This window comes from Mycoplasma sp. 1578d (assembly GCF_024582695.1).
Taxonomy (GTDB): Bacteria; Bacillota_I; Bacilli_A; order Mycoplasmatales; family Metamycoplasmataceae; genus Mycoplasmopsis.
Map to the genome: position 1 here is coordinate 812,318 of NZ_CP102081.1, position 26,143 is coordinate 838,460.

The 26,143-nt window shown below is 30.3% G+C and carries 18 protein-coding genes and 1 tRNA gene; 4 read left to right on the forward strand and 15 right to left on the reverse strand.

The window, feature by feature from the left end:
• From NPA11_RS03210 to uvrB, 13 genes are all read right to left on the reverse strand, one after another.
• Positions 1–2,961 (reverse strand): carbohydrate ABC transporter permease, encoded by a 2,961-nt coding sequence (locus tag NPA11_RS03210; RefSeq protein ID WP_257043482.1) that lies wholly within the window; start codon positions 2,959–2,961, stop codon positions 1–3.
• Between the two features lie 2 nt (positions 2,962–2,963).
• Entirely contained in the window at positions 2,964–3,359 is a 396-nt protein-coding gene (locus NPA11_RS03215; protein ID WP_257043484.1) for a hypothetical protein, read from the reverse strand.
• Between the two features lie 82 nt (positions 3,360–3,441).
• On the reverse strand, positions 3,442–5,412 hold the full coding sequence (locus NPA11_RS03220) for a hypothetical protein (protein ID WP_257043485.1): 1,971 nt from the start codon (positions 5,410–5,412) through the stop codon (positions 3,442–3,444).
• Between the two features lie 197 nt (positions 5,413–5,609).
• Complete coding sequence (locus tag NPA11_RS03225) at positions 5,610–5,855, reverse strand: hypothetical protein (protein ID WP_257043486.1); 246 nt, start codon at positions 5,853–5,855, stop codon at positions 5,610–5,612.
• 18 nt (positions 5,856–5,873) lie between these two features.
• Positions 5,874–6,332 carry a hypothetical protein gene (locus NPA11_RS03230; protein WP_257043488.1) on the reverse strand — a complete coding sequence of 153 codons (459 nt, stop codon included), beginning with the start codon at positions 6,330–6,332 and terminating at the stop codon, positions 5,874–5,876.
• 170 nt (positions 6,333–6,502) lie between these two features.
• A complete protein-coding gene (locus NPA11_RS03235; protein WP_257043489.1) occupies positions 6,503–8,896 on the reverse strand; it encodes a hypothetical protein in 2,394 nt (797 codons plus the stop codon).
• A 103-nt stretch (positions 8,897–8,999) separates the two neighbouring features.
• Positions 9,000–10,829 (reverse strand): alpha-amylase family glycosyl hydrolase, encoded by a 1,830-nt coding sequence (locus NPA11_RS03240; RefSeq protein WP_257043490.1) that lies wholly within the window; start codon positions 10,827–10,829, stop codon positions 9,000–9,002.
• A gap of 229 nt (positions 10,830–11,058) precedes the next feature.
• Entirely contained in the window at positions 11,059–11,991 is a 933-nt protein-coding gene (locus NPA11_RS03245; protein ID WP_257043491.1) for an NAD(P)/FAD-dependent oxidoreductase, read from the reverse strand.
• A gap of 12 nt (positions 11,992–12,003) precedes the next feature.
• Positions 12,004–12,984, reverse strand: coding sequence for a prolipoprotein diacylglyceryl transferase (gene lgt, locus NPA11_RS03250; RefSeq protein WP_257043492.1), 981 nt, complete (start codon positions 12,982–12,984; stop codon positions 12,004–12,006).
• Complete coding sequence (gene hprK / locus NPA11_RS03255) at positions 12,974–13,903, reverse strand: HPr(Ser) kinase/phosphatase (protein WP_306429072.1); 930 nt, start codon at positions 13,901–13,903, stop codon at positions 12,974–12,976. The genes lgt and hprK overlap by 11 nt, the downstream gene beginning before the upstream one ends.
• A gap of 33 nt (positions 13,904–13,936) precedes the next feature.
• The gene (uvrA, locus tag NPA11_RS03260) at positions 13,937–16,789 is read right to left on the reverse strand and encodes an excinuclease ABC subunit UvrA (RefSeq protein ID WP_257043494.1); all 2,853 of its coding nucleotides are present in this window, start codon (positions 16,787–16,789) and stop codon (positions 13,937–13,939) included.
• A gap of 30 nt (positions 16,790–16,819) precedes the next feature.
• Entirely contained in the window at positions 16,820–17,296 is a 477-nt protein-coding gene (locus NPA11_RS03265) for a hypothetical protein (protein WP_257043495.1), read from the reverse strand.
• Between the two features lie 19 nt (positions 17,297–17,315).
• Positions 17,316–19,313 (reverse strand): excinuclease ABC subunit UvrB, encoded by a 1,998-nt coding sequence (gene uvrB / locus NPA11_RS03270; protein ID WP_257043497.1) that lies wholly within the window; start codon positions 19,311–19,313, stop codon positions 17,316–17,318.
• A 129-nt stretch (positions 19,314–19,442) separates the two neighbouring features.
• Here uvrB and NPA11_RS03275 point away from each other — a divergent pair.
• The 4 genes from NPA11_RS03275 to NPA11_RS03290 all read left to right on the forward strand — a co-directional run bounded on the left by NPA11_RS03275 (position 19,443) and on the right by NPA11_RS03290 (position 23,064).
• Positions 19,443–19,516, forward strand: a tRNA-Gly gene (locus NPA11_RS03275).
• Between the two features lie 434 nt (positions 19,517–19,950).
• Complete coding sequence (locus tag NPA11_RS03280) at positions 19,951–20,724, forward strand: GNAT family N-acetyltransferase (RefSeq protein ID WP_257043498.1); 774 nt, start codon at positions 19,951–19,953, stop codon at positions 20,722–20,724.
• 41 nt (positions 20,725–20,765) lie between these two features.
• Positions 20,766–22,118, forward strand: coding sequence for an asparagine--tRNA ligase (asnS, locus tag NPA11_RS03285; protein ID WP_257043499.1), 1,353 nt, complete (start codon positions 20,766–20,768; stop codon positions 22,116–22,118).
• A 37-nt stretch (positions 22,119–22,155) separates the two neighbouring features.
• The gene (locus NPA11_RS03290) at positions 22,156–23,064 is read left to right on the forward strand and encodes a nucleotidyltransferase (RefSeq protein WP_257043501.1); all 909 of its coding nucleotides are present in this window, start codon (positions 22,156–22,158) and stop codon (positions 23,062–23,064) included.
• A gap of 23 nt (positions 23,065–23,087) precedes the next feature.
• Here the strand turns inward: NPA11_RS03290 and NPA11_RS03295 are convergent, their stop codons facing one another.
• Both NPA11_RS03295 and NPA11_RS03300 read right to left on the reverse strand, forming a co-directional pair.
• The gene (locus tag NPA11_RS03295; protein WP_257043502.1) at positions 23,088–25,148 is read right to left on the reverse strand and encodes an MYPU_1760 family metalloprotease; all 2,061 of its coding nucleotides are present in this window, start codon (positions 25,146–25,148) and stop codon (positions 23,088–23,090) included.
• Positions 25,149–25,207: 59 nt separating this feature from the next.
• Complete coding sequence (locus tag NPA11_RS03300; protein WP_257043503.1) at positions 25,208–26,113, reverse strand: type II restriction endonuclease; 906 nt, start codon at positions 26,111–26,113, stop codon at positions 25,208–25,210.
• Between the last annotated feature and the right edge of the window lie 30 nt (positions 26,114–26,143).

The following is a 26,143-nucleotide window of genomic DNA, read 5'->3' on the forward strand; positions in this document are numbered from 1 at the left end:
TTAATCTCTCCTTGTAATTGTTCGAATAAATCCTCTTGCTGAGACAGCAATAGTCATCAATGAAGCAAGAGTAGTAAGAGCAGCAGCAAACGCTTGATCACTTTCAATTTTAATAGCTCCTTGAGCAATTTTAAATACTCAAGAAATAATAATGTCAGTGGTTCCTTCTTTAAATACAGTTGCATCTAAGTATTCTGGACCACCACCAGTGAACAAGCTGATTGTAGTAAAGTTGTTAAATGCACCAACAAATTGTCCAATTAACATTGGTGCAATCATTGCCAGTAATTGCGGGATGGTCAAGAATCAGAACAAGTGTCGACCTTTGGCCCCGTCAATTGAACCGGCTTCATAAATATCTTTTGGTATTGATTGTAAATTACCAGTTACTAGCATAAAGATTCATGCGTATGAAATTCATGTTTGAATAAGAATTACTAACACTCTAACTCTAAGCACATTGTCAAATAATCAGTTGATTGGTCGCTCGATCAGACCGAGTTTTAGGAATATAGCGTTGAAATATCCTGTATCCCCACCAGCAAATGAATTTTTAAAGAAAGTCACGGTAATAAAGACTGGAATGGCTCAAGGAATAATGTAAATTAAACGGAAAATCTTTTTCCCTTTAAGACGGTTATTGTTGACTAAAATAGCAATTGCAATTCCTAATACTACCGGTAATAGTGTTGAAAAGATGCTTCATACTATAGTTCATGAAATAACTCTATAAAGCGAGGTAATGAGACGGTTCTCTCTAAAAATTCATCATAATCCTCATTGTTTCAATCCAACTCATGACACTTTTTGGGTTACTGGATCATGTAAGAATCCAAAGTCAGTAAAGGAAATTAAAATAGAAGTAATAACAGGGGTTGCAACCACAAAAAGCATCAGCACTCATCCAAATAATGAGATCATTCAAGGGAAACCACTAGTGTTGAGTCAGCGTTTAGTTGATGATCATTTACTTGGTCTGAGTCCGTGTTGAAGTGCAATAGCTACTCTCCGTGCTCCAATTGCTGAAATGGTAAAATAAATCAGCGTAAACACGAGCAGAATAATTGAAACTACACCACCAAAAAGGTAATAACGAGCATCAGGCAAGATTCCTAATTCGACGTTTCGAATATTAGCTCCTAGGTCAATCAGTCCAAAGACTCCACCAATCTTATCTCAGTATGCTCCAAATGAAAACGGAACAAATCCTGCGTAAAATAGTACTGAAAAGGCGAGCATAATAGCACCTTTGGCATATTGTTTAAATCAGATTAGCTCTGACAATCCAGGGAGAATAAATCCAACAATTGAAGCTCAAATTCTAATGTGTTTAATACATTCGGTGGGGATTGATTTTTGAGCTTCGTTGATTTTACTTTCAAAGATCTTTTTATCAATCTTCATTTCTGCTTTACGTCTGAAATAAAGGGTTCATAAAGTGTTTTTAATCCGTGACACTTCATTGTTTAATTTAGTGTGATTAACCGCTTCTTTATAATTAATTTTAGCTTCAATTTTTAAGTTTTTATACGCTTGTTTTGAAATTGCTTTAGATGCAAGCTTTTCTTTAATTGTTTTTAAAGCGTTCTTGTAATCTACTTTAGCTTGAGCAATTGACTTTTTAAGTTTTTCGTACTCTTGAGCTTGTAAATTATTTGCCTTCATAACTGACTTTTGACCAGCAGCTTGGCACTCTTCAAGTAAAAATTCAAGTCGAGTTTTGTTCAAATCACTCGAAAGTGTTTGATAAGCATTTCCTGATTCAATATCAAATAAACCATTATAAGTGTGGGCTTTTAACAGCTGACCCTTTTTAATTAAGAACTGTCCTTTGTAAAAATGTTTGATAATTTTTTTGGTATATCTTTTGTTAACAAATCCCCTTACTTTTGACACAATCACATTGAACATAAGGTTTTGTTCATTAGTAAATTGTGCTTTATATGAATCTAGATTTTGTTCATTGAGTTCTGGAAGGTCTAAAATGGTTTTTGTTAGGTAAATGGTGTCTTTTTGTTGCGAATCAGCAAGAAAGTATTCCATTTTAGCAAGCTCTTGTTGATATTGAGCTTTGAGTTGAGCAATTTGCTCATTAGCTGTTTGTTTGTGACTTTGCATTAAAGCAATATTGTGTTGTTCTTGATCAACAATTTGACTTTTATGCTCATTTATGGCTTGATTAAATTGTTCTTTCTTTGCTAAAATTGCTTGTCGATTAAGTTCAAATTTTTCATTATACTCATATTCAGCTTGTAGAATTCTCTTTTTATAGTCAAGCTTGATATTGTATCTTTGAACTTTATATTCTTTTTTCAAAGCATCTTGTTGATTTAAAAATTCTCTGTAATATTTTCTTTTTTGGTTTTGAAGAAATTCCCGTTTTTCATTAATATGTTCAACAAATAAACGAGTCACTATATCTGAATTATTGGGAGTAGAAAGATTAAAGTAATTATTTTGTTTTTGTTTGAGAGCTTGTTTAAATAAGCGATATTTTTTGAAAAGTTTTTCTTCTTCAATCTTGGTATCTGCTTGTAGTTTTTTTAATAATTGCTCTTTAACTTCTAAACTATCATCAGTATCTTTAAGTGATTTTTGGAAATCTTTAACATACGCTATGAGTTCTTTTTTCTTAGCAATAATTTTATTAAGCTCAAATTTAACAAAATCTTGATACGTATCAGTAAAGTTTAAGTTTTTATATGATTCTTTTAAAACTTTAACTTTATTAATATAAGCGACTCGATGACTGGATAATTCACGTTTTAAGTTGGCTTCAAGTTTTGAACGAGCACGTAAAAATAAATCTCGTTCCACTTTTTGCTGAAACTTTAGTGAACTGAACATACGTTCAATTTTCACTTTAGCAATATGCTTATATGCTTTTAGCGTTTGTCCACTTTGTGGGACAATCGGATCAAATTCTTTGTTATACCAGTTATATAGTTTTAATTGTTCCAAGCTTACCTCCTTTTATGTTTAATGTTTTGAATCATTTCGTAACGAGCAACTTTTCGTTTAATGATTAATTTAATGGTGTATCACAGCATAAAAATGCTGAGTAAGATTGCAAAAATTGAGCTAAAGCTTCCAAAAATCTTTTGCATGGTGTTTATTTTATCAAAATCACTCAGAAACGGTACAAAGGCCATCCCAATAAAAATGACAGCTCAAAATATAAAAAAGATATAGCCTGCTTTGATTTTATGTCTTAAAAAATAAGAATAAGCACAAAAGAAGACTATAACTAAGGAATTGGTAATATAAGACAATAACTTAGCGACTTTTATATTGTCAAGTTCATTTGCAGAAAGTTTGCTCAAATCATTATCAACAAAGGTTGATAAAAGTCAAAACATCAACGAAATTGTGATGATTGCACAAAATGATAGCAGAATATAAAAGTCTCTTTTTTCTAAATGTAATTTTAGTTTTATGTTGCTATTTCTTATCAAATTTTATAAATGTAGAGCTACCTGGTTGCTTGTTGATAGTGCTTGTAGTTTCGTCGTATCTTTCGGTTAATTTTCCCATAATTTTATTTTGGAATCATTGTAGATCTTTGTTGGTGTTTTCTTTAGCTATATTTTGCAAGAATTGTACATTTCCAAATGTTTGATCATTTCAATTACCTCATAAACTAGCTGTTAAAATTGGATTTGAATGATCGATCCGGTTAGGTTGGAATTTAATTTCACCAACCCCACCATCTTTAATTGATTTATGTGAGGTAAGCACATCTAATATCTTGTCAAAACTTAAAGTTTTAAGGAAGTTATTCACTTCGGTTTGAATTTGAGCAACAGTTGCTCCATTAGGAAGGGTTTTTTCTTTTTCTTTAACTTGTTCACCCACAAAGTTTTGTCATACTGCTTGATTTACAAATTCGTTAAAGTGCAATCTAGCTGCTTTTTTGATAACGTCATCACTAGCAGGAGTAATAGCTACTTCTTTAATAAACTTAAGAGCATTATCTTCGACTTCTTTGTATAGAGTTTCTAATGAATTGTTCGCTAAAGCTGAAATAACTTTGTTTACCACAGCCATTTTTTCATCATTATTATCACCATTAGCTCCAAAAATAACTTTTTCGATTTTTCTAAGGTGTCATCCGTCGCCATCTTTTAAATCAGCTTTTTTATCAAATTCTTCTGGTTTGATAATGCCATCTTTAATTAACCAAGATTTTCCTTGGAATGAGAATTGACTCATTTTTTTACTAAACATTGCTGCTAAAGCATTTCTTAAAGCTATTTCATCTTTAAGGTTTGCTGTAAGAGTTGCTAATGATTCAGGTTTAAATTCGACAAATGTTCTAATAGCTCCTTTTTCACCAGTGAAAAATTCACCTTTAATTACGTTTGAATCATTAAGTGGTTCATCTTCAGTAACAGTTTCTCATTGATAGAATGGAGTTTTGTTTGCGCTATTAGCTAATTCAAGGATTGGTGCAAAAACTTTCATTAATTCATCATGTGATTTGTATCCTAAACTTGTATAAAATTCTTTGTAATGTTTTGAAGTTGACTCGGTATTCTCTTTAACTTTATTTTTGATATCATTTTGAGATTTAACGGTAAATTGTACCTTAGAATCAGCTTTAAAGTACTCAAAGTTAGGTTCAGGCGATAATGCAATTTTAATAATTTGAGAAATGGCTTGTCTTCTTCCTGGTGAAGAGTTTGTGTTTCTTTGGTTAACCAAAAAGCTTCAAGCACCTAAAGCTTGTCTGTATTCTTCCCCATCAACAGTGTTAATCACATTAAAGAAACTTTGGGTTTCAGCTGAATTTTGAGAAGTTTGTAAATCTCAAGTACCAATGATTGCATATTCAATTTTTCTTTGCTTCATTAACTCAAAGATTTTGTTTTGAACTTGATTCATATCACTGGTTAATACGGCTTTAAGATCATCTTGTGAAATCCCTCTTTTAAACCAGTTAGTTTGTTTATACTCATCTTGATTGAGTAAATAAGCTCCTTGATAAACTGGGAAGTAAACTCTTGTTGCTACATCCACTGCTTGTTTAAAGTATTTATAAAATTTGTTTTCTGGAATGTTTTGATATCCAGAAACAATCTTAGAACTTTCTGGATAAAGTATCTTATCCATTAAATCTACTTTTTCATTTTTAAGTTCGGGTATTTCTTCTTGTAGTTTGTTGAATACCCCACCTAAAATTCCGTTTCCATACCAAAAGTCTTGTAAACGAATAATTGCTTTTCCTTCTTTTACAAGTTCCTCTAAGCTATCTGAATTTGGGTTATTAAGTTCTTTTCTAGCTTCTTCTTCAGGTTTAGTTGAAGCTAAAATAATTCCTTCTACATTATGTCTAATCCCTAAAAGTTTTGATTCAAATTTAGGATTATTTTCCGAACCAACAAGTCCAGTTACGCTACCAAATTTGCTCATATCCGCTTCTTCTTGTTGGGTTGCTCCAAGTTCTTTTGTAACTTCTTTAAAAAGTTTTGGGTCAAATTTATTAAGATCAACAACTGAGTTGCTAACTGCTAAATCAGTAACTCTATCATGAGGTGCATAGAAAATATCAGGAACTTGCTCATCAGTAATTCCTGTTGTAGTATTTAAAGCATCAAAAACATTTTTCTTTATGGTCTTAATTCGGTAACCGTCTGTGTAACTTTGGGTTTTATTAAAGAGTTCAACAACTTTCTTGTAGAAACTTTCTTGTAGAAACTTTCTTGTGCTCCATCTACAGCGACAATAATTTCCTTGCTATCATTTGCTTTTGCATTTGTTGATGAACCATATCCTGTTGAACACCCTATGGCAAGCGATCCCACACTAAGCGAACCTACTAACAAGCTTGATTTAAATAATTTCTTTTTGAACATTCATTCTCCATTTCTTCTTTATTCAAATGCGATTTCGTTTTTGATATATCCTCAGATTGCAAAAATAATTGACAAAGGAATTAATGGAATAATATTAGTGCTAATGCACAAAATATTGATTAATTTAGCTTTTTCAGTTTTTGAATAAATATAACTCAAATGTATTGTCATGAATATATTTACAATCAAAGAAAAGGTTGTGATAATCATCACTAAACGAGCTGAAAAAGTTTTTAATTCGTTTATAAACGATTCTAAATTCTTTTTTGAAGATAAATCAAAATTGTATTTGGATAAAGAATAAAGTAATAATATTAGGTTGAAAAAAATTATTAAATTAGCAAAAAGAATAAAAAGATATTCAATGATTTTGGGAGCGTATTTGCGCTCTAAAGGTCTTTTTCCTAATAATAAAAAACGCAGTTTCTTTTTAAGTGGAATTTTTTCCACTCTTATTTTCCGCTTAAAATTTTTCATAACCTATATAAATTATAAATTTATCGCATTCTTATTGGAATAATTTCCACATTTTTCCAGAATTTTCTGCACTTAGACTTGACTAGTCAACTAAAGAATTGGCAACTTAAATGATCTTTTTTATCTTTTGATTGATAAAAAGCATCTCTTTTTTGAGATGCTTTTGAAAATTACTTGTCAAAATTAATTATTGTTGAGCTTCCTGGTTGATTGTTAAGTGCACTTGTTGTAGCTTTTCATCTTTCACTGAGATGATTCATAACTTTATTTTGGAATCATTGTAGGTCTTTATTGCCGCTTTCATGTGCAAGACTATCTAAAAAGGTAACGTTTCCAAAAGTTTGTTGATTTCAATTGGTTCAAATATCATTTCCTAAAACAGGGTTTGAATGGTCAATTCGATTATCTTGGAATCTAATTTGTCCTAATCCGCCATCTTTAATTGGGGTTTTGGACGCAAGTACTTCAAGTAACTTATCAAAGCTTAAGGTTTTAAGAAATTCATTAACTTCAGTTGAAATTTTCTCAATAGTTATTCCTTCAGGAAGTGATTTTTCTTGCTCTTTTACTCGCAGAGAAACAAAATGTTCTCAGCGAGCTTGGTTAACATATTCGTTAAAATATAATTTAACAGCTTGTTTAATTAGATCATCACTTGCAGGCTTAAGTGCAACTTCTTTAACAAATGTAAGAGCTCTATCTTCAACTTCTTTGTATAAGTTTTCAAGTGAATTGTTCGCTAAGGCTGAAATAATTTTATTTACAAGTTCTGATTTTTCGCTAACATTATCGCCATTAGCTCCAAAAATGTGTTTTTCAATTTTTCTTAAGCTTCATCCATCTCCTTCCTTTAATTGTGGATATTTATCGTAAACATCTTGCTTGATAATATTATCTTTAATTAAATTTTGAGATTCTCCAAATTTAAATTCACTTAATTTCTTACTAAACATTGTTGCTAATGCGTTTTTAAGTGCGATTTCATCTTGAAGAGTTTTTGTAAATTTATCTAAATCAGTGTTTGTAACTTGAGCAAGAGATTGTATTTTTCCAGCACTACCTACAAAATATTCTGGTTTAAGTAAATTTGCATTATCTAATGGATTATCGGCTTTGTTAATTTCTCACTCATAAAAAGGCGTTTTTTTAAGATTGTTAAATAATTCTAAGTTTTTGGATTGTGCTTTAAGTAAATCTTCGTGGGAGCTGTATCCTAAACTTTTGTAAAAATCTGTATATTTTTTAGCTGTTGTTGCTGAATTTTCAGTGACTTTCTTTTTGATTTCAGCTTGAGATGCTGCTGTAAATTCAACTTTTGAATCGGCCTTAAAGTATTCATAATTAGCTTCAGGTTCAAAGATTGTTTTAATAACTTGTGAAATTGCTTTTCTACGCCCAGGAGAAGCATTAGCATTTCTTAAATTAACTAAATAATTTCATGCACCTAACGCTTGTCTGTACTCAACTCCATCAACTGTATTGCTAATGTTGAAGAAACTCTTTGCACCACCGGCATTTTCAGCAACTTGTAAATCACCAGTCACGATAACTGCATATTCAATTGAACCATTTTTCATAAGTTCAAAAATCTTGTTTTGTAGCTGAGTAACATCACTAATAAGTACAGCTTTAAGGTCTTCTTGCGACATTCCTCTTTTAGCTCATACTGAATCTTTAAATTGCTTTGGAGTTAATAAGTAAGCTGCTTCATAAACTGGAAAGTAAAGTCTCGCAGCAATATCCACACCTTGTTTAAAGTATTGATAATATTCACTATTTTCTTCAAAACCTGAAATAATACTTGAACCTTTTGCATATAAAAATTGTCCCATTAAGTCAACATTCTTAAGTTCTGGTTTTGTCTCTTGCAATTGTTTAAAAAGTCCACCAAAGATCCCATTTCCATACCAAAAGTCTTGTAAACGAACAATAGCTTTTCCGGCTTTCACTAACTCTTCTAAGCTATCAAAATTTGGGTCATTAAGATCTTTCAATGCTTCATCCTTGGTTTTAGTTGAAGCTAAAATAATTCCTTCTACATTATGTCTAAGTCCAAAAAGTTTCCCAATTAATTTACGCTCACCATCTTTTTGAGTAAGTCCAGTAATTCTTCCAAATTCTTTAAGATTTTCTTTTTCTTCCGGCGTAGCTTTAATTATTTGAGCAACTTCATCAAGTAATTTTGGATCAAACTTGTCAAGTTCAACTACTGATTTATTTACTGCTAGTTCAGTTACCCGATCTTGAGGTGCATAAAAAATATCAGGAACTGATGAATCAGTAATTCCAACAGTGGTTACAAATGCGTCTCAAACTGATTTACTAATTGGTTTAATTCTATAACCCTCTTTGTAACTTTCTGATTTGTTGAACAGTTCAATCACTTTATTGTAAAAAGTTTGTTGAGCCCCATCCACAGCAATAATGATTTCTTTGTTATCATTAACATTAGTTGTTGCTGAACCTGGGTTTCCATTGTAACCACAAGAAATCGCTAAAGTTCCAACCCCACTTAATGTACTAAGCAATAAGGTAGATTGAAGCAATAATTTTTTCTTAAACATTTTTTCTCTCTTTCTTTAAAAATGTGTTTTTAGTCCTAATTTAATTATAAAAATTCCCTTTGTAAAAAGGAAATTTTTCCACATTATCTGGTTAAATGCTTGACTATTCAACTACTTTTAGTTTCATTACTAAAAGTGGTCCAACTCCATTAGTTTTAACTTGTTTTGTTGCTTTGTCAACAATCACATTTTTAGAAAGTAAAATATCTTGGATAGATACATTGTCTTTCAATTTAAATTCTGATTTATTTTTACCTCAATCAAAAACATACAACAAATACTCACCTTGCCCATTGGTGCGTAAACTCATATTACTTGAAACAATCAATCCTTTAAGTGTCTTAGGAAAAATTAAATCTTGTGGATTTGCAACACTATTTGGATTTTGACTGGTGACATAATCATAATCATTACGAATTTTGTTCAATTTAGCTACAAGTGAATAAGTTGAATTAGCATCCTTAATTGCATCTTCGATTTTTTGCTCATTTTTTGAGAGGTTTAGGAAAATTTTACTGCTCGATTCTCCTGAGCGTTGTTCATAGAAATTAACTTGTTTATTATTATCTTTTCACGGAAAAGCCTCCCTAACTAAGTTATCACCTTTAGATTTAGGCCCTCCATGCATATTTAATTCCATTCCGTCGTATAAAATTGGACTTCCAGCTCGAGACAATAAACTAGTTAAGGCATATTGCAACATAGAAATATCATTTTCATTTAACGGATCATCTCTAAAAATGTTTCTTTTAGTAAAATTATTCGCTAGACGAACTGAATTAATTCACCTTTCAACATCATGATTATCCAAAAAAGGCATTCAGGTGGATTTGTTTTGTACCATTTGCTCAAGGATTCCTTTTTCTTGTAAATAATCAATTCCAACATTACTTTGGAATTTTCAATGGGAACCATCAATCACACTGTCTAAGCCTATAAATTGTACATTTGTATAACTCAATGATTCAGCTGGTGTTTTTCATCATTCTCCAAACATTAATGGAGTGTTATTTGAGCGTTTTCGTTTATCATTATAAGCTTGTTCGCTAGATTTACGTAGTTGTGCAAAAATTTTATTAATTTTGTTATTTCCGTTACTTTTATCTTTATATGGATTTTTACTATCAAAGAAATGATAAAAAGCATCATATCTAAATCCATCAACCCCAAGTTTGGATCAGTATTTTTGCACTGATTCAATTTCTTTAATCACCTTTGGATTATTTAAATTTAAATCTGGCATTCCAGCTCAAAATTCAGCTACATACTTCTTGTTAGTTGCGTTTTTGTTTTTCAAATTTTGAAAAATACCTCTAATTCAATCATTATCAATCCCTAAACCTGGAGTATTTTCGTCAACATTATCAGGTAAGAAATAGTAATAATCCTGGTATTTTTTATCTCCTTGAAGAGCTTTTTGGAACCAAGGATGTTCGTATGATGTATGATTAAATACTAAGTCAAGAACAACTTTTATGCCCCTTTTATGTGCTTGAATTAAAAAATCTTTAAAAGCTTGCTCTCCACCAAGTTCAGGAGCAACTCCTAAATAATCAATCACGTCATAGCCGTGATATGAACTAGAAGGATGAATTGGTGAAAGATAAAGAGTATTAATTCCTAAATTAACAAAATAATCTAAATTATTTTTTAATCCGATAAAATCACCAATTCCATCATTATTCCCATCAGCAAATGAATATACAGTTAATTGATAAATTGTATTAGACTTATTTTTTGGTTCAAAAGGAGCTAAAAATTGAGCATTATTTGCTTCTTCGACATATGATAAACGATTACTATAATTTTGAGCAAAAAATAATTCTCCTCATTTGCGTTCTTGTTTTTGTATTTGAACATTATTACATGCAACACTCACTACACTTATTAGTGGAGTCGTTAAAAATAACCATTTTAAATTTCTTATCTTCATATTTAAATTTTACTAAAATACACAATTTAAAGGGTGATACGCTTATAAAAAGCTTATTTTGTGGAATATTTCCACATAAATAAGCTTTTTAGTTTTTGATAAAAATTTGACCAAGCAAGTATATATAATGGAATAATAACGATGAATTAAAGAACAAAAAAAGAAAAGAACTCAATTCTGAAAGCATAAAAAACATTTGCTTTTTGGCAAATGTTTTTTGTCTAAATAATTAACCTAAATTTGCATTAATTAAATCTGAAATCTTTTTAGCAGCAATGGCTCCGTCTGAAGCTGCAGTTACAATCTGGCGAATTTCTTTGCTTCGAATATCTCCAGCAGCAAAAATCCCTTTTACTGAAGTTTGCATTTCTTCGTCAGTAACAATAAATCCTCTTTGATCGAAAATATCAAAATCTTTAGCAAAATCAGCGACAGGAATTAATCCAATATATGGGAAAAATGAGCTTACTTGTAAAGTCACAAGTGTTCCATCGTCCTTTTTAACTATCGCTCCTTCAAGTTTGTTTTCTCCAAGTAATGAAACAATTTGTGATTTCATAAAGACTTCAATATTTGGAATTTTAAGCAATTCATCAACAAGTTTTTTTTCTGCGTTAAAGAAATCATCTTTAACCACTAAATAAACATGTGAGGCAATTTTTGAAAGATAAGTGGCTTCTTCCACCGCTGAATTTCCACCACCAAGTACAATTGAAGGAAGCCCTTTGTAAAGCGGTCCGTCACAAATCGCACAAAAACTTACTCCACGATCGATTAGTTTTTCACAATTTTCAATAAAAGTAGGGATTCTATTTTTCATTCCCGAAGCAATTAACACGGTTTTTGAGCGATAGCTTTTTCCTTTAGCAGTAATAATTTCTTTATCTAAGTCTGAGTGTGAAATAATTTTTTCCACATCTCCATAAATATATTCAGCACCATATTTTTTGGCATGTTCAAAAAATGTGGTCGCAAGTTGTCATCCTTCAGTGAGTTCGGTTCCTATTCAATTTTCAATTTTACTAGTTGCTGAAAGCTTTCCACCAGGTGCTCCTTTTTCAATAAAAGCAACTTTTAAGTTTGCTCTTGATGCATAAAGAGCTGCGTTTAATCCAGCTGGTCCACTCCCGATGATTATTAAATCATATTTTGTATTATCCATTATAAGTTCTCCTTAAATTTCATTTGCAGTTAGTTTGGTTTTTAATCAATTAATTGCTGCTTTAGGTGATGTTTTAGCAACATATTTTTGATATTTTAATTCATCTTTATAAGTGTATACATATCTGTATTTTTCTTTAGTAACTATATATTCAACCTTTGAAATGAATTGGAAGTAAATAATTCAAAAGGCCCCAAAGAAAATAAATACAAGTGCTACATTTGAATAAAGACTAAACGCTTCTTGACGAAGTGGTTCCATGCTATAACGAACCAATCCGTATCAAAGAAAGTACATTCCAGCATGAGTACCTGGTTTGAATAATCCAAATAAATTGAAAATTCACACAATCACAAGATAAGCAAATAAATTCGCTAATGCTTCATATAAGAAGAGTGGATAACGATAAGCCCCATTGAGTCCTAATTTAGCTGAGTATTGATCTGAAATGAACATATTATTAGCAATAACACTTCCTCAAACCTTAACTGCTGATCCATCTCAATCAATTTTTCCGTACACTTCATGGTTAGTAAAGTTTCCTCATCTTCCCACGAATTGTCCAATTAAGATTGTCGGAATAATGAAACTTAAGATTTTACGAAAGTCAACTACATCACGTTTATATCAACCATAAATTAATCCGCTACATGCTCCTAAAATAACTCCACCTTGAATGGATAATCCACCGTCCCAGGCGGCGTACCAATGCGAATCCTTAAACGGATCGGGATCGTAAATAAGTGCTTCAAAAACATATCCTAATCTTGCTCCTACAATTGAAAGTGGAACAATAATGATAATTAGAGTCATTAAAATATCTAATTTGTAGTTTTCGCGCAATCAAAAGAATAAAACGGTAAGAATGGATGCAATAATTCCAATCATTAAGAGTACTGAATAAGCCCGTACAGGAAATGAGCCAATATTAAATAAAATGCCCGGATCGCCCTCTTTAAATGGGATTAGAATCATGCTAACTTTATCATTCATCGCTTAACCTCCTTTTTTCAATTTTTTCAATAGCATTTAAGCCGTCGTGTCTTGCCAGATAAGCACTCACAGCTGATTCAATAAGCGAAGCAACTGAGCCCCCTTCTTTTGTAGGAATTTGGATTTTCTTAATTGAACGACCCATAATTGGATATTTTAAAAAATCCAGTCCTAAACGATCAAGTTTATTTTGTTCTTCTTTTTTAACCAATTCGACCACTAGATGAATCGGGGTTTGTGAAGCAACTGCACGTACTCCATATGTGTATTTAATATCAATTAAACCGACTCCCCTAATCTCAAGAAAATCTTTAGTGATTTTTGGTGAAAGTCCAACAAAACGATTTCCTAAATCCTTGATCAAAACAGCATCATCAGATATAAAAATGTGTCCTTTTTGAATTAATTCTAAAGCTGCTTCGCTTTTCCCGCTTCCGCTCGGTCCAACAATTAACACTCCAGTCCCACCAATCATCATTAAACAACCATGCACTTGAACAACTTCAGCAAAATGGTTATTTAAATAAGTCCCAATACTTGTGGTTAGATATGAACTAGATAAATAATCACTATGAACGACAGGAACTTTGTATTGAGAAGCAATTTCCTTAATTAATCGCACATTTTCTAAACTAACTCCTTTAGATAAAATCACCAGTGGGGGTAAAAAAGAAAAAACATGATGTAATGATTTTTGAGTTCGTTCGGTTCCAACTCACTCAAACCACTTGCTCTCACTTGTTCCTCAAGCAATGATGTTGCTTTTTAACCGGTCGCTTCCGGTATTTTCAGCTAATTCTAAACCTACTCTTTTAATTGCAGGGGAAAGGATTTCTTGATTATTTAATTCAGTATCATTATTAATGACTTTGAGCTCAAAAAACGTAATAATATCGTTTGCGTACATTTTTTTTGGCATTTTTATCCTTTTTATTAATCTTAATTATACCTTTTAATGTGCATTTTTGATAATTTTACGCAAGAACTCTGCTGTATAAGATATATTCGAAGAGCAAATTTGTTCAGGTGTCCCAGTGGCAATGACTTTACCACCTTTAATTCCACCATCAGGTCCTAAATCAATAATATGATCAGCACTCTTAATTACATCTAAATTATGTTCAATAACTAAAACTGAATCTCCATTATCAACAATGCGATTAAGAATGTTAATGAGTTTTTTAACATCATGAGTATGTAGCCCAGTGGTGGGTTCATCTAAGACATATAATGTTTTCCCAGTTGGTTTTTTCTGTAAGTAAGTTGCTAACTTTACCCGTTGTGCTTCTCCACCTGATAAAGTAGTTGACATTTGACCTAATTTAATATAACCTAAACCAACATCTTGCAGAATTTGTAGTTTTTCGACAATTTTGTTTTTAGATTCAAAGAATTGCAAAGCATAATCAACAGTCATATCTAAAACATCTGCAATCGTTTTATTGCGATATTTAATTTCTAAAGTTTCACGATTATATCTTTTTCCATCACAATCATCACAAGCAACATAAACATCAGGAAGGAAATGCATTTCAATTTTAATAAATCCGTCTCCAGAACATTTATCACAACGTCCTCCTGACACGTTAAAACTAAATCTTCCTTTTGAATAACCTCGAATTTGCGATTCTTTGACACTTGCATAAATATCTCTAATATCATCAAAGATCCCAGTATAAGTTGCAGGGTTTGAGCGCGGCGTTCTTCCGATTGGGCTTTGCGATACGGGAACAATTTTGTCAATATTTTCAAGCCCCTTAATCGAACTAAATAGAGCTTTTTTATGATTATGTCCTTCAGCTAATCCTAAAGAATATTGAATACCACGGACTAATATTTCGTTAACTAAGGTACTTTTCCCAGAACCACTTACTCCAGTAACGGCAACTAATTTACCAAGCGGAATGGTCACGGAAATGTTTTTTAAATTATTCTCTTTAGCTCCATTAATTGTGATTATTTTTCCGTTTCCGCTTCTTCTAAATTTAGGAATTTCAATTTTTCATTCACCTGAAAGGTACTTCCCGGTAATTGAATTTTTATTGTTAATAATTGTTTCCAAATCACCTGAAGCAACAACTTCGCCGCCATTATCCCCAGCAGCTGGACCAATATCAACAATGTGATCTGATTCTAAAATTGTTTCTTCATCATGCTCAACTACAATTAATGTGTTTCCTAAATCAACCATTTTTCGCAAGGTTTCGATTAATTTTAAATTATCTTTTTGGTGAAGACCAATTGAAGGTTCGTCTAAAACATATAAAACTCCAGTTAAATTTGAACCGATTTGGGTTGCTAAACGGATTCTTTGCGATTCGCCTCCTGAAAGAGTTTCGGCGTTTCGATTTAAGGTTAAATATTCTAATCCAACATTTTTTAAAAAAGTTAATCGATCAATAATTTCTTTAATAATAATTTTAGAAATTTGTTGTTCATTCTCATTAAATGTGTCTTTAAGTTTTTCGATAAAATCTAAAGAATCCTCAATTGACATTTGAGTAAATTGATAAATATTCTTATTTCCTAATTTAACCGAAAGGGCATCAGGATTTAAACGAGAACCTTTGCAAATATGGCATTCAAATGAACCCATGTATCTTTTAAGTCAATCTCTAATTGCATCACTGCTTGTGTTGTAATAAAATTGCTCAACTTTATCTAAAATTCCAAGAATTTTCTTTTTATATCTACGATGAGTCCCGCCACTTGAAGTGAGATCGAATTCAATGATTTCATCAGAACCGTATTTTACATATCTAATTAAATTATCTGGAATTTCATCAATCGGAGTATCTTTATCAATTCCGTAATGATTTAATAAAACTTCAAATTCTTGTCATTCTAAATTGAGTGTATTAACTGTGTTTTCAAAATATTTAATTCCACCTAAAGAAATACTTCTTCAAGGTTCAGGGACTAAAGCGTTTCAATCTGCTTTAAATTCAACTCCAATCCCTTTGCAATTTTGACACATTCCATATGGAGAATTGAAGGAAAAAAGTCTAGTTTCTATTTTCGAAATATTAAAATCTTTGTAAATACATGCATGATTTTTTGAAAAAATTAAAATTTCTTGTGTTTCAACATTTTCAACCTTAACAATTCCACCCGAACGATCGCAAGCAATATCTACTGCTTCAGCAATTCTATTTCTGTTTTCTTCTTTTAAACTGACTCTATCAATAACTAAATCAATTACGTGACGAACATTTTTATCTAGAGAAATTGTATCTTCAAGTGAATACATTTGTCCATCGATCTTAACTCTTAAAAAACCTTCTTTTTTAAGTTTTTCAAGCAAATTTTGATGAGTCCCTTTTTCACCTTCAATCAAAGGAGAATAGATTGCTAATAGCGAATTTTGTGGCTGTTGATAAATTGAATTAATAATATCTTTTGAACTTTGTGAAGTAATTTTTATATTATGATTTGGACAAAAAGCCTTCCCAATTCGTGCAAATAAAAGACGAAAATAATCATATATTTCAGTGACTGTTCCTACAGTTGAACGAGGATTGTTAACAGTTGTTTTTTGCTCTATTGAAATTGAAGGACTTAATCCTTCAATTGATTCAACATCAGGTTTTTTAGTTCCGCCCAAAAACATACGTGCATAGCTACTCAAGCTATCCACATATCTGCGACGTCCTTCCTCATAAATTGTATTAAAAGCAAGCGAACTCTTTCCAGAACCGCTTAATCCGGTAAAAACAATTAATTTATTTTTAGGAAGTGTTAGAGAAATATTTTTAAGATTATTTTCTCGTGCTCCTTTAATAATAATTTGATTTTTTTGCGACATTTTTCCTCTTAGCTAGGTAAATCACAACCATTAACTGGATGTAAAAATTAATGTAATTTTCTCTATTTCTAAAATTTGCTCTTTTGTAAATAAATCAAAATCCTGTACAAGTGAAACTAAATCTCTAGCACTACCGTCTAAATTAATAAATGAAAACAATTCTTTAGCGACTTGATATAAATCCTGAGATATCTGCTCATTTGCTAAGACATTATTAAAGCTAATAATGTGGAAATTGGTTAAATTATTTTTAATTTTAACAAATTTATTGTCTTTTGCTTTTGAGACTAATAAATAACCCAATGCAACAACAAATTTTTGAATGTTTTCAGTGAATGTGTCATTTCGCTTAAATAGTGAAAAAGTTAAATAATGATATAGTTCTTTATCTGATAATTCAAGCTTAAGTAAAATTTTACGAAAAGCATTGTAAATTCAAACAACATCAATAGTTTGGATCAATATTAAATCTGTATTTTTCTGTATTTGTTTATATGTATATGTCATGTTATCTATTTAATTTATATTATTTATCTTGAGTTTGAAGTTCTAAAATAAGATCTCTTAATTCAATTGCTCTCTCATAATCAAGCGATTGAGCTGCTTGATTCATTTGTTTTTTGAGTTCATTAATAACTGCATCTTTGTCTTTTTTGCCAACTTTGCTTGAAGATGATTTCTTCTGTTTTTTGTGGAGAATGGCTTCAACAGCATTCATGATATCATGTCCTTGAATTGGTTCGGGTATTGCTTTGATAATGGTTTTTGGAACAATATTATGTTCTTTATTATAAGCTAGTTGCATTGCTCTTTTTTCTTTATTGTCATCAATGCAAATTTGCATACTTTTAGTAATTTTATCTGCATAAAAAATGGCTTGACCTTTACTGTTTCTAGCGGCACGACCGGTAATTTGGATTAATGAACGATAATTACGAGTAAACCCTTCTTTATCAGCATCTAAAACAATAACTTTAGATACTTCAGGAAGGTCAATTCCTTCTCTAAGTAAATTAATTCCAATAACCGTTTCGTAAATTCCTTTTCTTAATTTACGTAAAATTTCGTTCCGTTCAAAGGTATTGTATTCACTGTGAATATAAGCAGCTTTAATTCCCCTTTCAGATAAATATAGCGATAATTCCTCTGAAGATTTCTTGGTTAGTGTTAAAATAATTGTTTTGTCATTATTTTCACGCTGTTTGATTAGAGTGTTAAAAATATCTTCCATTTGATTTTTTGCTGGTTTAATAATTATTTCTGGATCAACAAGGCCGGTTGGCCGAACGTATAAACGTGTGACCACTCCTTGAGTTTTATCTAACTCATAATCGCCTGGAGTTGCTGAAATAAAGACTTTATGAAAATCAAAATTATTTTCTCATTCATCAAAGCGTAAAGGTCTATTTTCTAAAGCGCTCGGTAATCTAAAACCATAATTGACCAAACTTTCTTTTCTAGAGCGATCTCCCGAATACATAGTGTGTAATTGTGGAACAAACATATGTGATTCATCAATAAACATGAGTGATTCTTTTGGAAAGTAGTCTAAAATTGTGTACGGACGTTGTCCAAAAGTTCTTTGGTCAAGATACATTGAATAGTTTTCAATTCCTTTGCACATTCCAAATTCACGCATATCATCAATATCATTTTTAACTCTCTGACTAATGCGAGTTGCTTCAAGAATTTTGCCTTGATCAGTAAAATTACTAATTTGTTCTTGCAATTCTTTTTCGATTAATGGAATGATGGTGTCATAAACTGAATTTGAAGTAGCATAAGCATTCCCAGGTGATAATGTATATATCGATACTTTTTTCAGCACATTTTTGGTCAATGGATCAACTAACGAGATTTCTTCGATCTCATCTCCAAAAAACGAAATTCGAACACAGCTTTCTTCTGAATCGGCAGGCCGAACAAAGATAAGGTCTCCTTTAACTGTGAATTTTCCAGGAACTTGCTCAAAATCATTTCGTTCATATTTAATTTGAACTAAATGATAAATGAATTCTTTAATTGAAATTGGTTGCCCAACATAAAAACGATAAAAAGAATCTTTATAAATCTCAGGATTTAAAGCACCATAAATAGCACTTACTGACGCTACAACAATAGTATCTTTACGCGTTAAAATCGAGTTAATTGTACTTAAGCGCAAAATTTCAATTTGCTCATTAGTCTTTGAATCTTTTTCAATATATGTATCTGTTTTAGCCATGTAAGCTTCAGGACGATAATAATCAAAATAAGAGATAAAATATTCCACAGCATTTTCGGGAAAGAAAGTTTTAAGCTCACTATAAAGTTGTGAAGCTAATGTTTTAGTGTGACTTAAAATTAAAACTGGTTTGTCAAAATTTTTAATTACATTAGCAATAGTATAAGTTTTCCCCGAACCAGTAACCCCTAAAAGTACTTGTTCTTTTAGCCCTTCTTTAATTCCTTGGGTAATTTCATTAATTGCTTTGGGTTGATCTCCACTTGGTTTATAATTTGCATGTAATTTAAAAAGACTCATAATTAAATTATATTTAAATATTTACTATTCAACTGGGTGTGTTTTATTGCTTTTTGATTTTTATAAAAAATCATAAAAAATGTTGACTTTTGTTTTTTTGTATTATAATTATAAAGCAACCATTTAAATGCGAGTGTAGTTTAATGGCAGAACTTCAGCCTTCCAAGCTGACTATGAGGGTTCGATTCCCTTCACTCGCTCCATTTCATTTTAGTGATCCTACAAAACACCGAAAGGTGTTTTTCTTTTAAAAAATTTAATAAAAAGGAAATGCATAGAATTGCATTTCCTAAAACATATAAAAAAGTATAGATAATATTATATAAGAGAAAAACGAGAGAGATGAAAGTCTTATGTATTAAAATCTATAATATTGATGGTTTCAGATAGAAACAATTAAGTAAATAATAAAATAAGTATGTCAGAAAATATTAAGCGAGTACTCTTTCTTTCAAAAGAGGAGATCAACTAGTGGATCTCATAATAATTATAAAGTTTTCACGTTATAAATATGAAAATCGCATGCTTTTTCATATTTGTTCCATTTTTTATTTACTTTTTAAAGAGAAATAAAAATCGTTATAATTAAATAATGAGAAAATTCATCCTTGCCCAAAATACACAAAAACAGGAGATATTGGATTTTTTATATCAAAATAAAACATTCTTAAATACCTTCTTAATATCTGATATAGAAAATTTTGGTCTATCTGAAAATAATTCCATTTTTACTTATATAAATGAAGATCAAATCCAAGATGTGATCCTTTATTTTTATGGAAATTTGGTGATTTTTCTAAAAGATGAACATTTTGATAAGCAATCTTTTATCAAAATTGTTAAATCTCATAATGTTGCTAATATTTTGCTTGTTGGAATAAAACCAGAAATTCTAGTCAACATTCTTAAAGAATTTGGTTTTGATTACACAATTTATACCGAAACATTTATGAAATTAAATATTGAAAAATTCAAACAAAAATATCAAGATGTCAATTTAAAATCGCTTAAGATTAAATTTACTGATATTAATTTAATTGTGCAAGAGTTCAAAAAAATTGACGAGTTTAAAGGGTTTGGTGACCAAATGTATAATGAGCAATATTTAGAGCAAGCATATAATATTGGTTCATATTTTGGGTATATAATTAAGCAAAAAGATCATGTATTATCTCACGCTGCTTCTTCAGCAGTGACTAATTCAGCAATTATGCTTGGACGAATCTTTACCATTCCAAGTGCTCGTCATAAAGGTTATGCTTTTGATTGTATAATTAATTTATGTCACGATATTATAAAAATTAATAAAACTCCTATTTTATTTTCAAATAACTTAAATGCTATAAAATTGTACGAAAAAATTGGTTTTGAGCCAATTGGTGATTTTATTGTTTTAACTAAAAATAATTAATAAAATATAATTTAGAATCTATAAAAAATAAAGGAAGTAGAATGCATTCAGTAAAAAAAATATTACATAAACCTGCATATTTTGATCAAAAAGAATACATTATTAAAGGTTGGGTTGTTTCAAATCGCGGAAATAAAAAAGTTAGATTTCTTTCAATTAATGATGGATCAACCATTAAATCAATGCAAGTGATATTTAAGGATCAATCATTTGATTTTGAGCTGCTTGATAAACTTAAAAATGGTTCAGGTTTAGTTGTAAAAGGTATTTTAAAAGAAACTCCACAAGCTAAACAACCTATTGAATTAGAAGCAACTCAAATACTTTCATATTCAATTGCACATGAAGATTACCCAATTCAAAATCAAGAAATTAAACTTGAAACTCTTAGAGAACTACCGCACTTAAGGCACCGAACAAATTTACTCCGAGCAATTATGCTTATTCGTTCAACTTTAGCGCATGAAGTTCATCGTTACTTTATGCAAAGAGATTTTTATTATATGAATTCTCCAATCATTACCAGTAATGACGGAGAAGGAGCTGGAGAAACCTTTAGTGTTGATGATACAGATAAAGATCCATTTTTTGGCAAAGATAAAAAAGCCACTTTAGGAGTAACCGGTCAATTACATGGTGAATCTGCTGCTCTTGGGATGCAAAAAATTTACACTTTTGCTCCAACTTTTAGAGCTGAAAAATCAAACACTAAACGCCATTTAGCTGAGTTTTGAATGATTGAACCTGAAGTTGCTTTTTATAACCTTTATGATGATATTACTCTAGCTGATGATTTACTGAAAGTGGTAATTCGCAACACAATTTTCAAGCATAAAGATGAAATGCAATACCTTAACGATAATCTTGATAATAACTTACTATCAAGGATTAACGAATTCCTTAATACACCTTTAAAAATTGTTGAATATACTGATGCAATTAACCAATTAGCACAAGTTAAGCAAAGATTTGAAAATCAAGATATTAAATTTGGTTTAGACTTAGCAACTGAACATGAAAAATATCTAACTGAAGTAGTTTATAAAGCTCCTATTGCAGTTATTAACTTTCCTAAAGAATTTAAAGCCTTTTATATGAAACAAAATGATGACGGAAAAACCGTTGCTTCATTTGACTTGTTAGTACCTGGAGTTGGAGAACTTGTAGGTGGAAGTCAAAGAGAAAATGATATTGAAAAACTCACTGCTCGAATTGATGAATTAGGAATTAATAAAGAAGATCTTAAATGATATTTAGATCTTAGAAGATTTGGGAATGTTAGCTCGGCTGGATTTGGTATTGGATTTGAAAGATTAGTCATGTATGTAACAGGTGCAGAAAATATTAGAGATGTTATTCCATACCCACGTACCGCCGGAAATATTCGTATGTAAAATTAGCTCAAGCTAATTTTTTATAAAAATTTGAACAATGAATAAAACTAAAATTGGTATTGTTGCAGAATACAATCCTTTTCATAATGGCCACATTCATCAATTAAATTTGGTAAAACAAAAGTTCCCAAATAGCAAAATTTATGTAGCTATGTCTCACAAATTTTCACAACGTGGTGAATATCTTTGTATGTCTTGACATAAACGGAAAAAAAATGCTAAAAAATATGGGGTCGATAAATTTCTTAAACTAAAAATGAATATTTCGTCTCAAGCTGCTCATATTTTTGCACGAGAAAGTGTGCTAAAATTGTCTAAAAAAGGAATTAAATATTTAGTTTTTGGTAGCGAAAGTGGCAAAGTTGATCAATTAATTCAAATAGCTAAAGTTCTAAAAGAACATAAAAAGCAATATGATCAACTAGTTAAAAAACATTTAAAACAAGGCTGAGCTTTCCCAAGAGCCACAAATTTAGCACTGCAAGAATTAACTGGAGCTGATATTTCAATGCCTAATGATATTTTAGGTATTGAATATGTTAAAACAATAGTTAATGAAAATTTGCCAATTACACCAATTGCTCTTAAAAGAACTATTGATTTTCACTCTCAAGAGACTTATCAACATTTTGCAAGTGCAACTAAAATTAGACAAATAATTGTTCATAATCAAGATATATCTCCTTTTACACCTGTAAAACGAAAAGATATCTTAAATAAAAGAATTCAAGATACATATGCTAAATTTCAAAAAATAGTAAAAAACACACCTGCACAAACCTTAGCAAAATACAAAATGATTTCGGAAGGAATGGAAAATTTGTTTAAAAAACATGTGCATGCCCCTGATTATGATACTTTCATTCAAAGCTGCGTAAGTAAGCGTTATACTGCTTCTCGAATTAAAAGAGCGTATTTATTTGTACTCAAAAGAATTAAAAAATAAAGATAAAAATCTTTATTTTTTAATTATATTATTTTAGTTGTTAAAATTCCTTTTTCACTTTGTAAATATATTTCTCTTCTGTCATTCCCTGTGCTTCCTTGATCAGTAGTCACTCTTCTAAATTCTGGTATTGAAACAGTTCGATCAAATTCAATCTCGTCTTCTTGAGCTTTACCATCATTATTTAAATCTTTTCAGAAATAAATTTTATCTCCTTCTTTCAGATTTACATAATTTTCGCTAACATATGGATAATATACTTGTTGTGGATTTGGATATAATCTAGTGCTTATTTGCTCATTTCTTGCTTCTGGATCTAAGAGTGAAGCGCCTTGATCAAATTGACTTTTCCCAAAAAAGTTAAATTGGTCTTGATATTTGAATTTTGTAGTTAAAATGTTTTTATTATCTTTAGATACAATGGCAAATCCCGTTTCATTCTTATCCTTTAAATAACCAGCAAATTTCACAAAACTTCTCGCAACATCATCGTTTCATAATTTTTCGTGGAGTTTATTAGTTTCAGTGATTTTATCATCTCATCTTCAAATAATTTTAGGGAATATTTGAGCTATTTCTTTACCGTACCCCATTGTTTCAAGGAATAAATTATAAAACTGTTTTGTGCGGTCATTTTTAAACTCATCTCTAAGAGTATAAAGTTTGCTTGGTTCTGAATCAAAATTCTTTTTCGGTAGTGTCCCTTTGTAATTAAACGGAAAGACACTGTTTGGGAATGCTAAATAATCATTGAGATTTCAATCTGTGTTAGTATACGCAATACCAGAAGGCTCTAAATATGTTCTTATTCAATCATTACTTGGACCATAACTTAATAAAGCTAAACTATTATTTTTTACAATTGTGCTTCCAAATCAGCTAAATAAATAATCATTATCTTTTTGTGAACTTTGAACTGCTCCTTTATTAAGTTCAAAATAATTTTCATATGCATATTTTGTGTATTCACGTGCAACTGCTTCAGTTAATGAATAAATATATTTAATATTATCTGGTTTGATTTTGAAATTTCCATCGGTTGAATAAAAAATTTCAGCAGTATCTAAAAATTTATATTTATCTTCATAGGTATTAGCATAATTCCATAATTCACTCGGAGAAAAAATGCTGCTTAAAAATCTTTTTCTAAATAAAGGGTCGGCTTTATCATAAGAAGGATTCCCGTTTAAATCTGCTCTTAAATTAACGTTTCAATTTAAAAGATCTTTAAATTGCTCAGTGAAATATCCATTCCAAATTTGAACTTCTTGACCATGATTTTCTTCTGAGGCTCCATGGTATATAATCCGAGCATTATTGTAATTGTTTTTCTTTGAGCCATAATGATCAATTAATAAGCCGACTTGAGCATATGTATTAGCTCAGTGATGAATATACTCATGGAATAAAGTTCCCATTAGTGAACTCATTATTGAGTAAAGACCAATTCCTTTTTCAAGTAATAAATAACCATTTAAATAAATATTTTTATTTTGAGTAATGTAAACACCATTGGCAGTAGATGGAATTACATTAAAATCATTAATATTAATTCCCTCTAAAAAATGAACTTCAGGACCAAAAGGTACTTTTCTTTTGAATTCTTGAGCAAATTTAACTAAAGCGTTTTTGCCAAGCATGTAACGATGAATCCCTTTATCATCCGTTGCGTATGAAAATTCTCTGAATAAAACTCCAGTATATTCATCTTTAAACTCAATATAAAAACGATTTTCAGTATCTTTTTTTTCTTTTACTTTATCAAAGTCTTTTTCGGTTGAATTGATCTGATTTAGTGTCTTTTCTTGCTGTTCAGTTGATAAAGCATTTTTATTGACAATAAATGTTTCTCCTTCAGTGATTGGAACTACTCTGTGTGGTGAAATTTTTTCATCGTTAAAATCCAAATAGTCATTAGATAATTTAATGTCTTTTGAATTTACAGGAGTAAAAGTTCGCTTGCTCTCACCATTCTCATTACCTACTTTTGAATTGTTAAAAAAATTACAACTTACAGAACTCGTTAATAAACCAATACTCATTGGAAGGGTTAACAAAAATCTCTTAATCAAAGCCTTTTTCATAATAAAGTATTATATTCTTTTCTAGTTATTTAGCATTTAATAAAAATTTAAAAATTGGGTTAATCCAATTGTTTTTCGTAAAATTGTTTTACAAATTCATGTTCTTTATGCTTTTCAATTTGTTTGATTAACATACTTTTAAAAAATTCTTTTTCTTCACTACTATAAATAAAATTTTCTCATTTCTTAGAATTTGATATGCATAATGAAATTAAATCTTCAAATGATAATACCCTGCTGTTTTCTTTATATTTAGTATCTTTTATTCTCTTGGTAGTAGTAATTTGAATATTAGCTTCATATAATGTGTCTAAAACTTCCTTACTAATATTATCGTCTAAAGTTACGAGAAACATTTCCATTGCCCCTGTTCTACCTAATTCTTCAGGAACTTCTTGTCAACGTTCTCTTAAAGTGGTTTTTGCACTAATTAAAATTGTGTTTCTCTTATTTATTGTATATTCTATTACCCCAGGAGAAACAATATCAACCATTTTACCTAAACCTTTTTTCATGAATTCAAGTTTGCCAATATTAGCTTGACTGTCTAATTTTATTCCCGCTCCTATTAGTATTAGCTCGATAATAGCTTCAAATTCCTTTCCTGCTCTACTTCTTCTGCTTTGTGTATTAGAAAGAATAAGTGCATATATGTGTTCAGGAAACGATTCAACAAACCACGTTATTGATTCTATAGGAGATAAGGAGTTTACATATTCCTCTTTTACTAATTTTTTCAACAAATGAGTAGTAAATTTTTCCTCTAAAGGTAAAAAAGATTTTCAACAATTAAATCTTAATTTTTCAATAATTTCACTCGCATTCTCTTTAAAATAATCAGGAGATTTATTGTGGTAATTTAATTTTAAAAAATTTCTATAAACTAATTCATATGGTTGGGAAAAAATTTTATCTCTTTCATTTTTTATTAGTTCTTTATATTCATCTAGTTTTATTTTCTCCATTATTTAAAGTACCTTTCTTATTATTCTAAT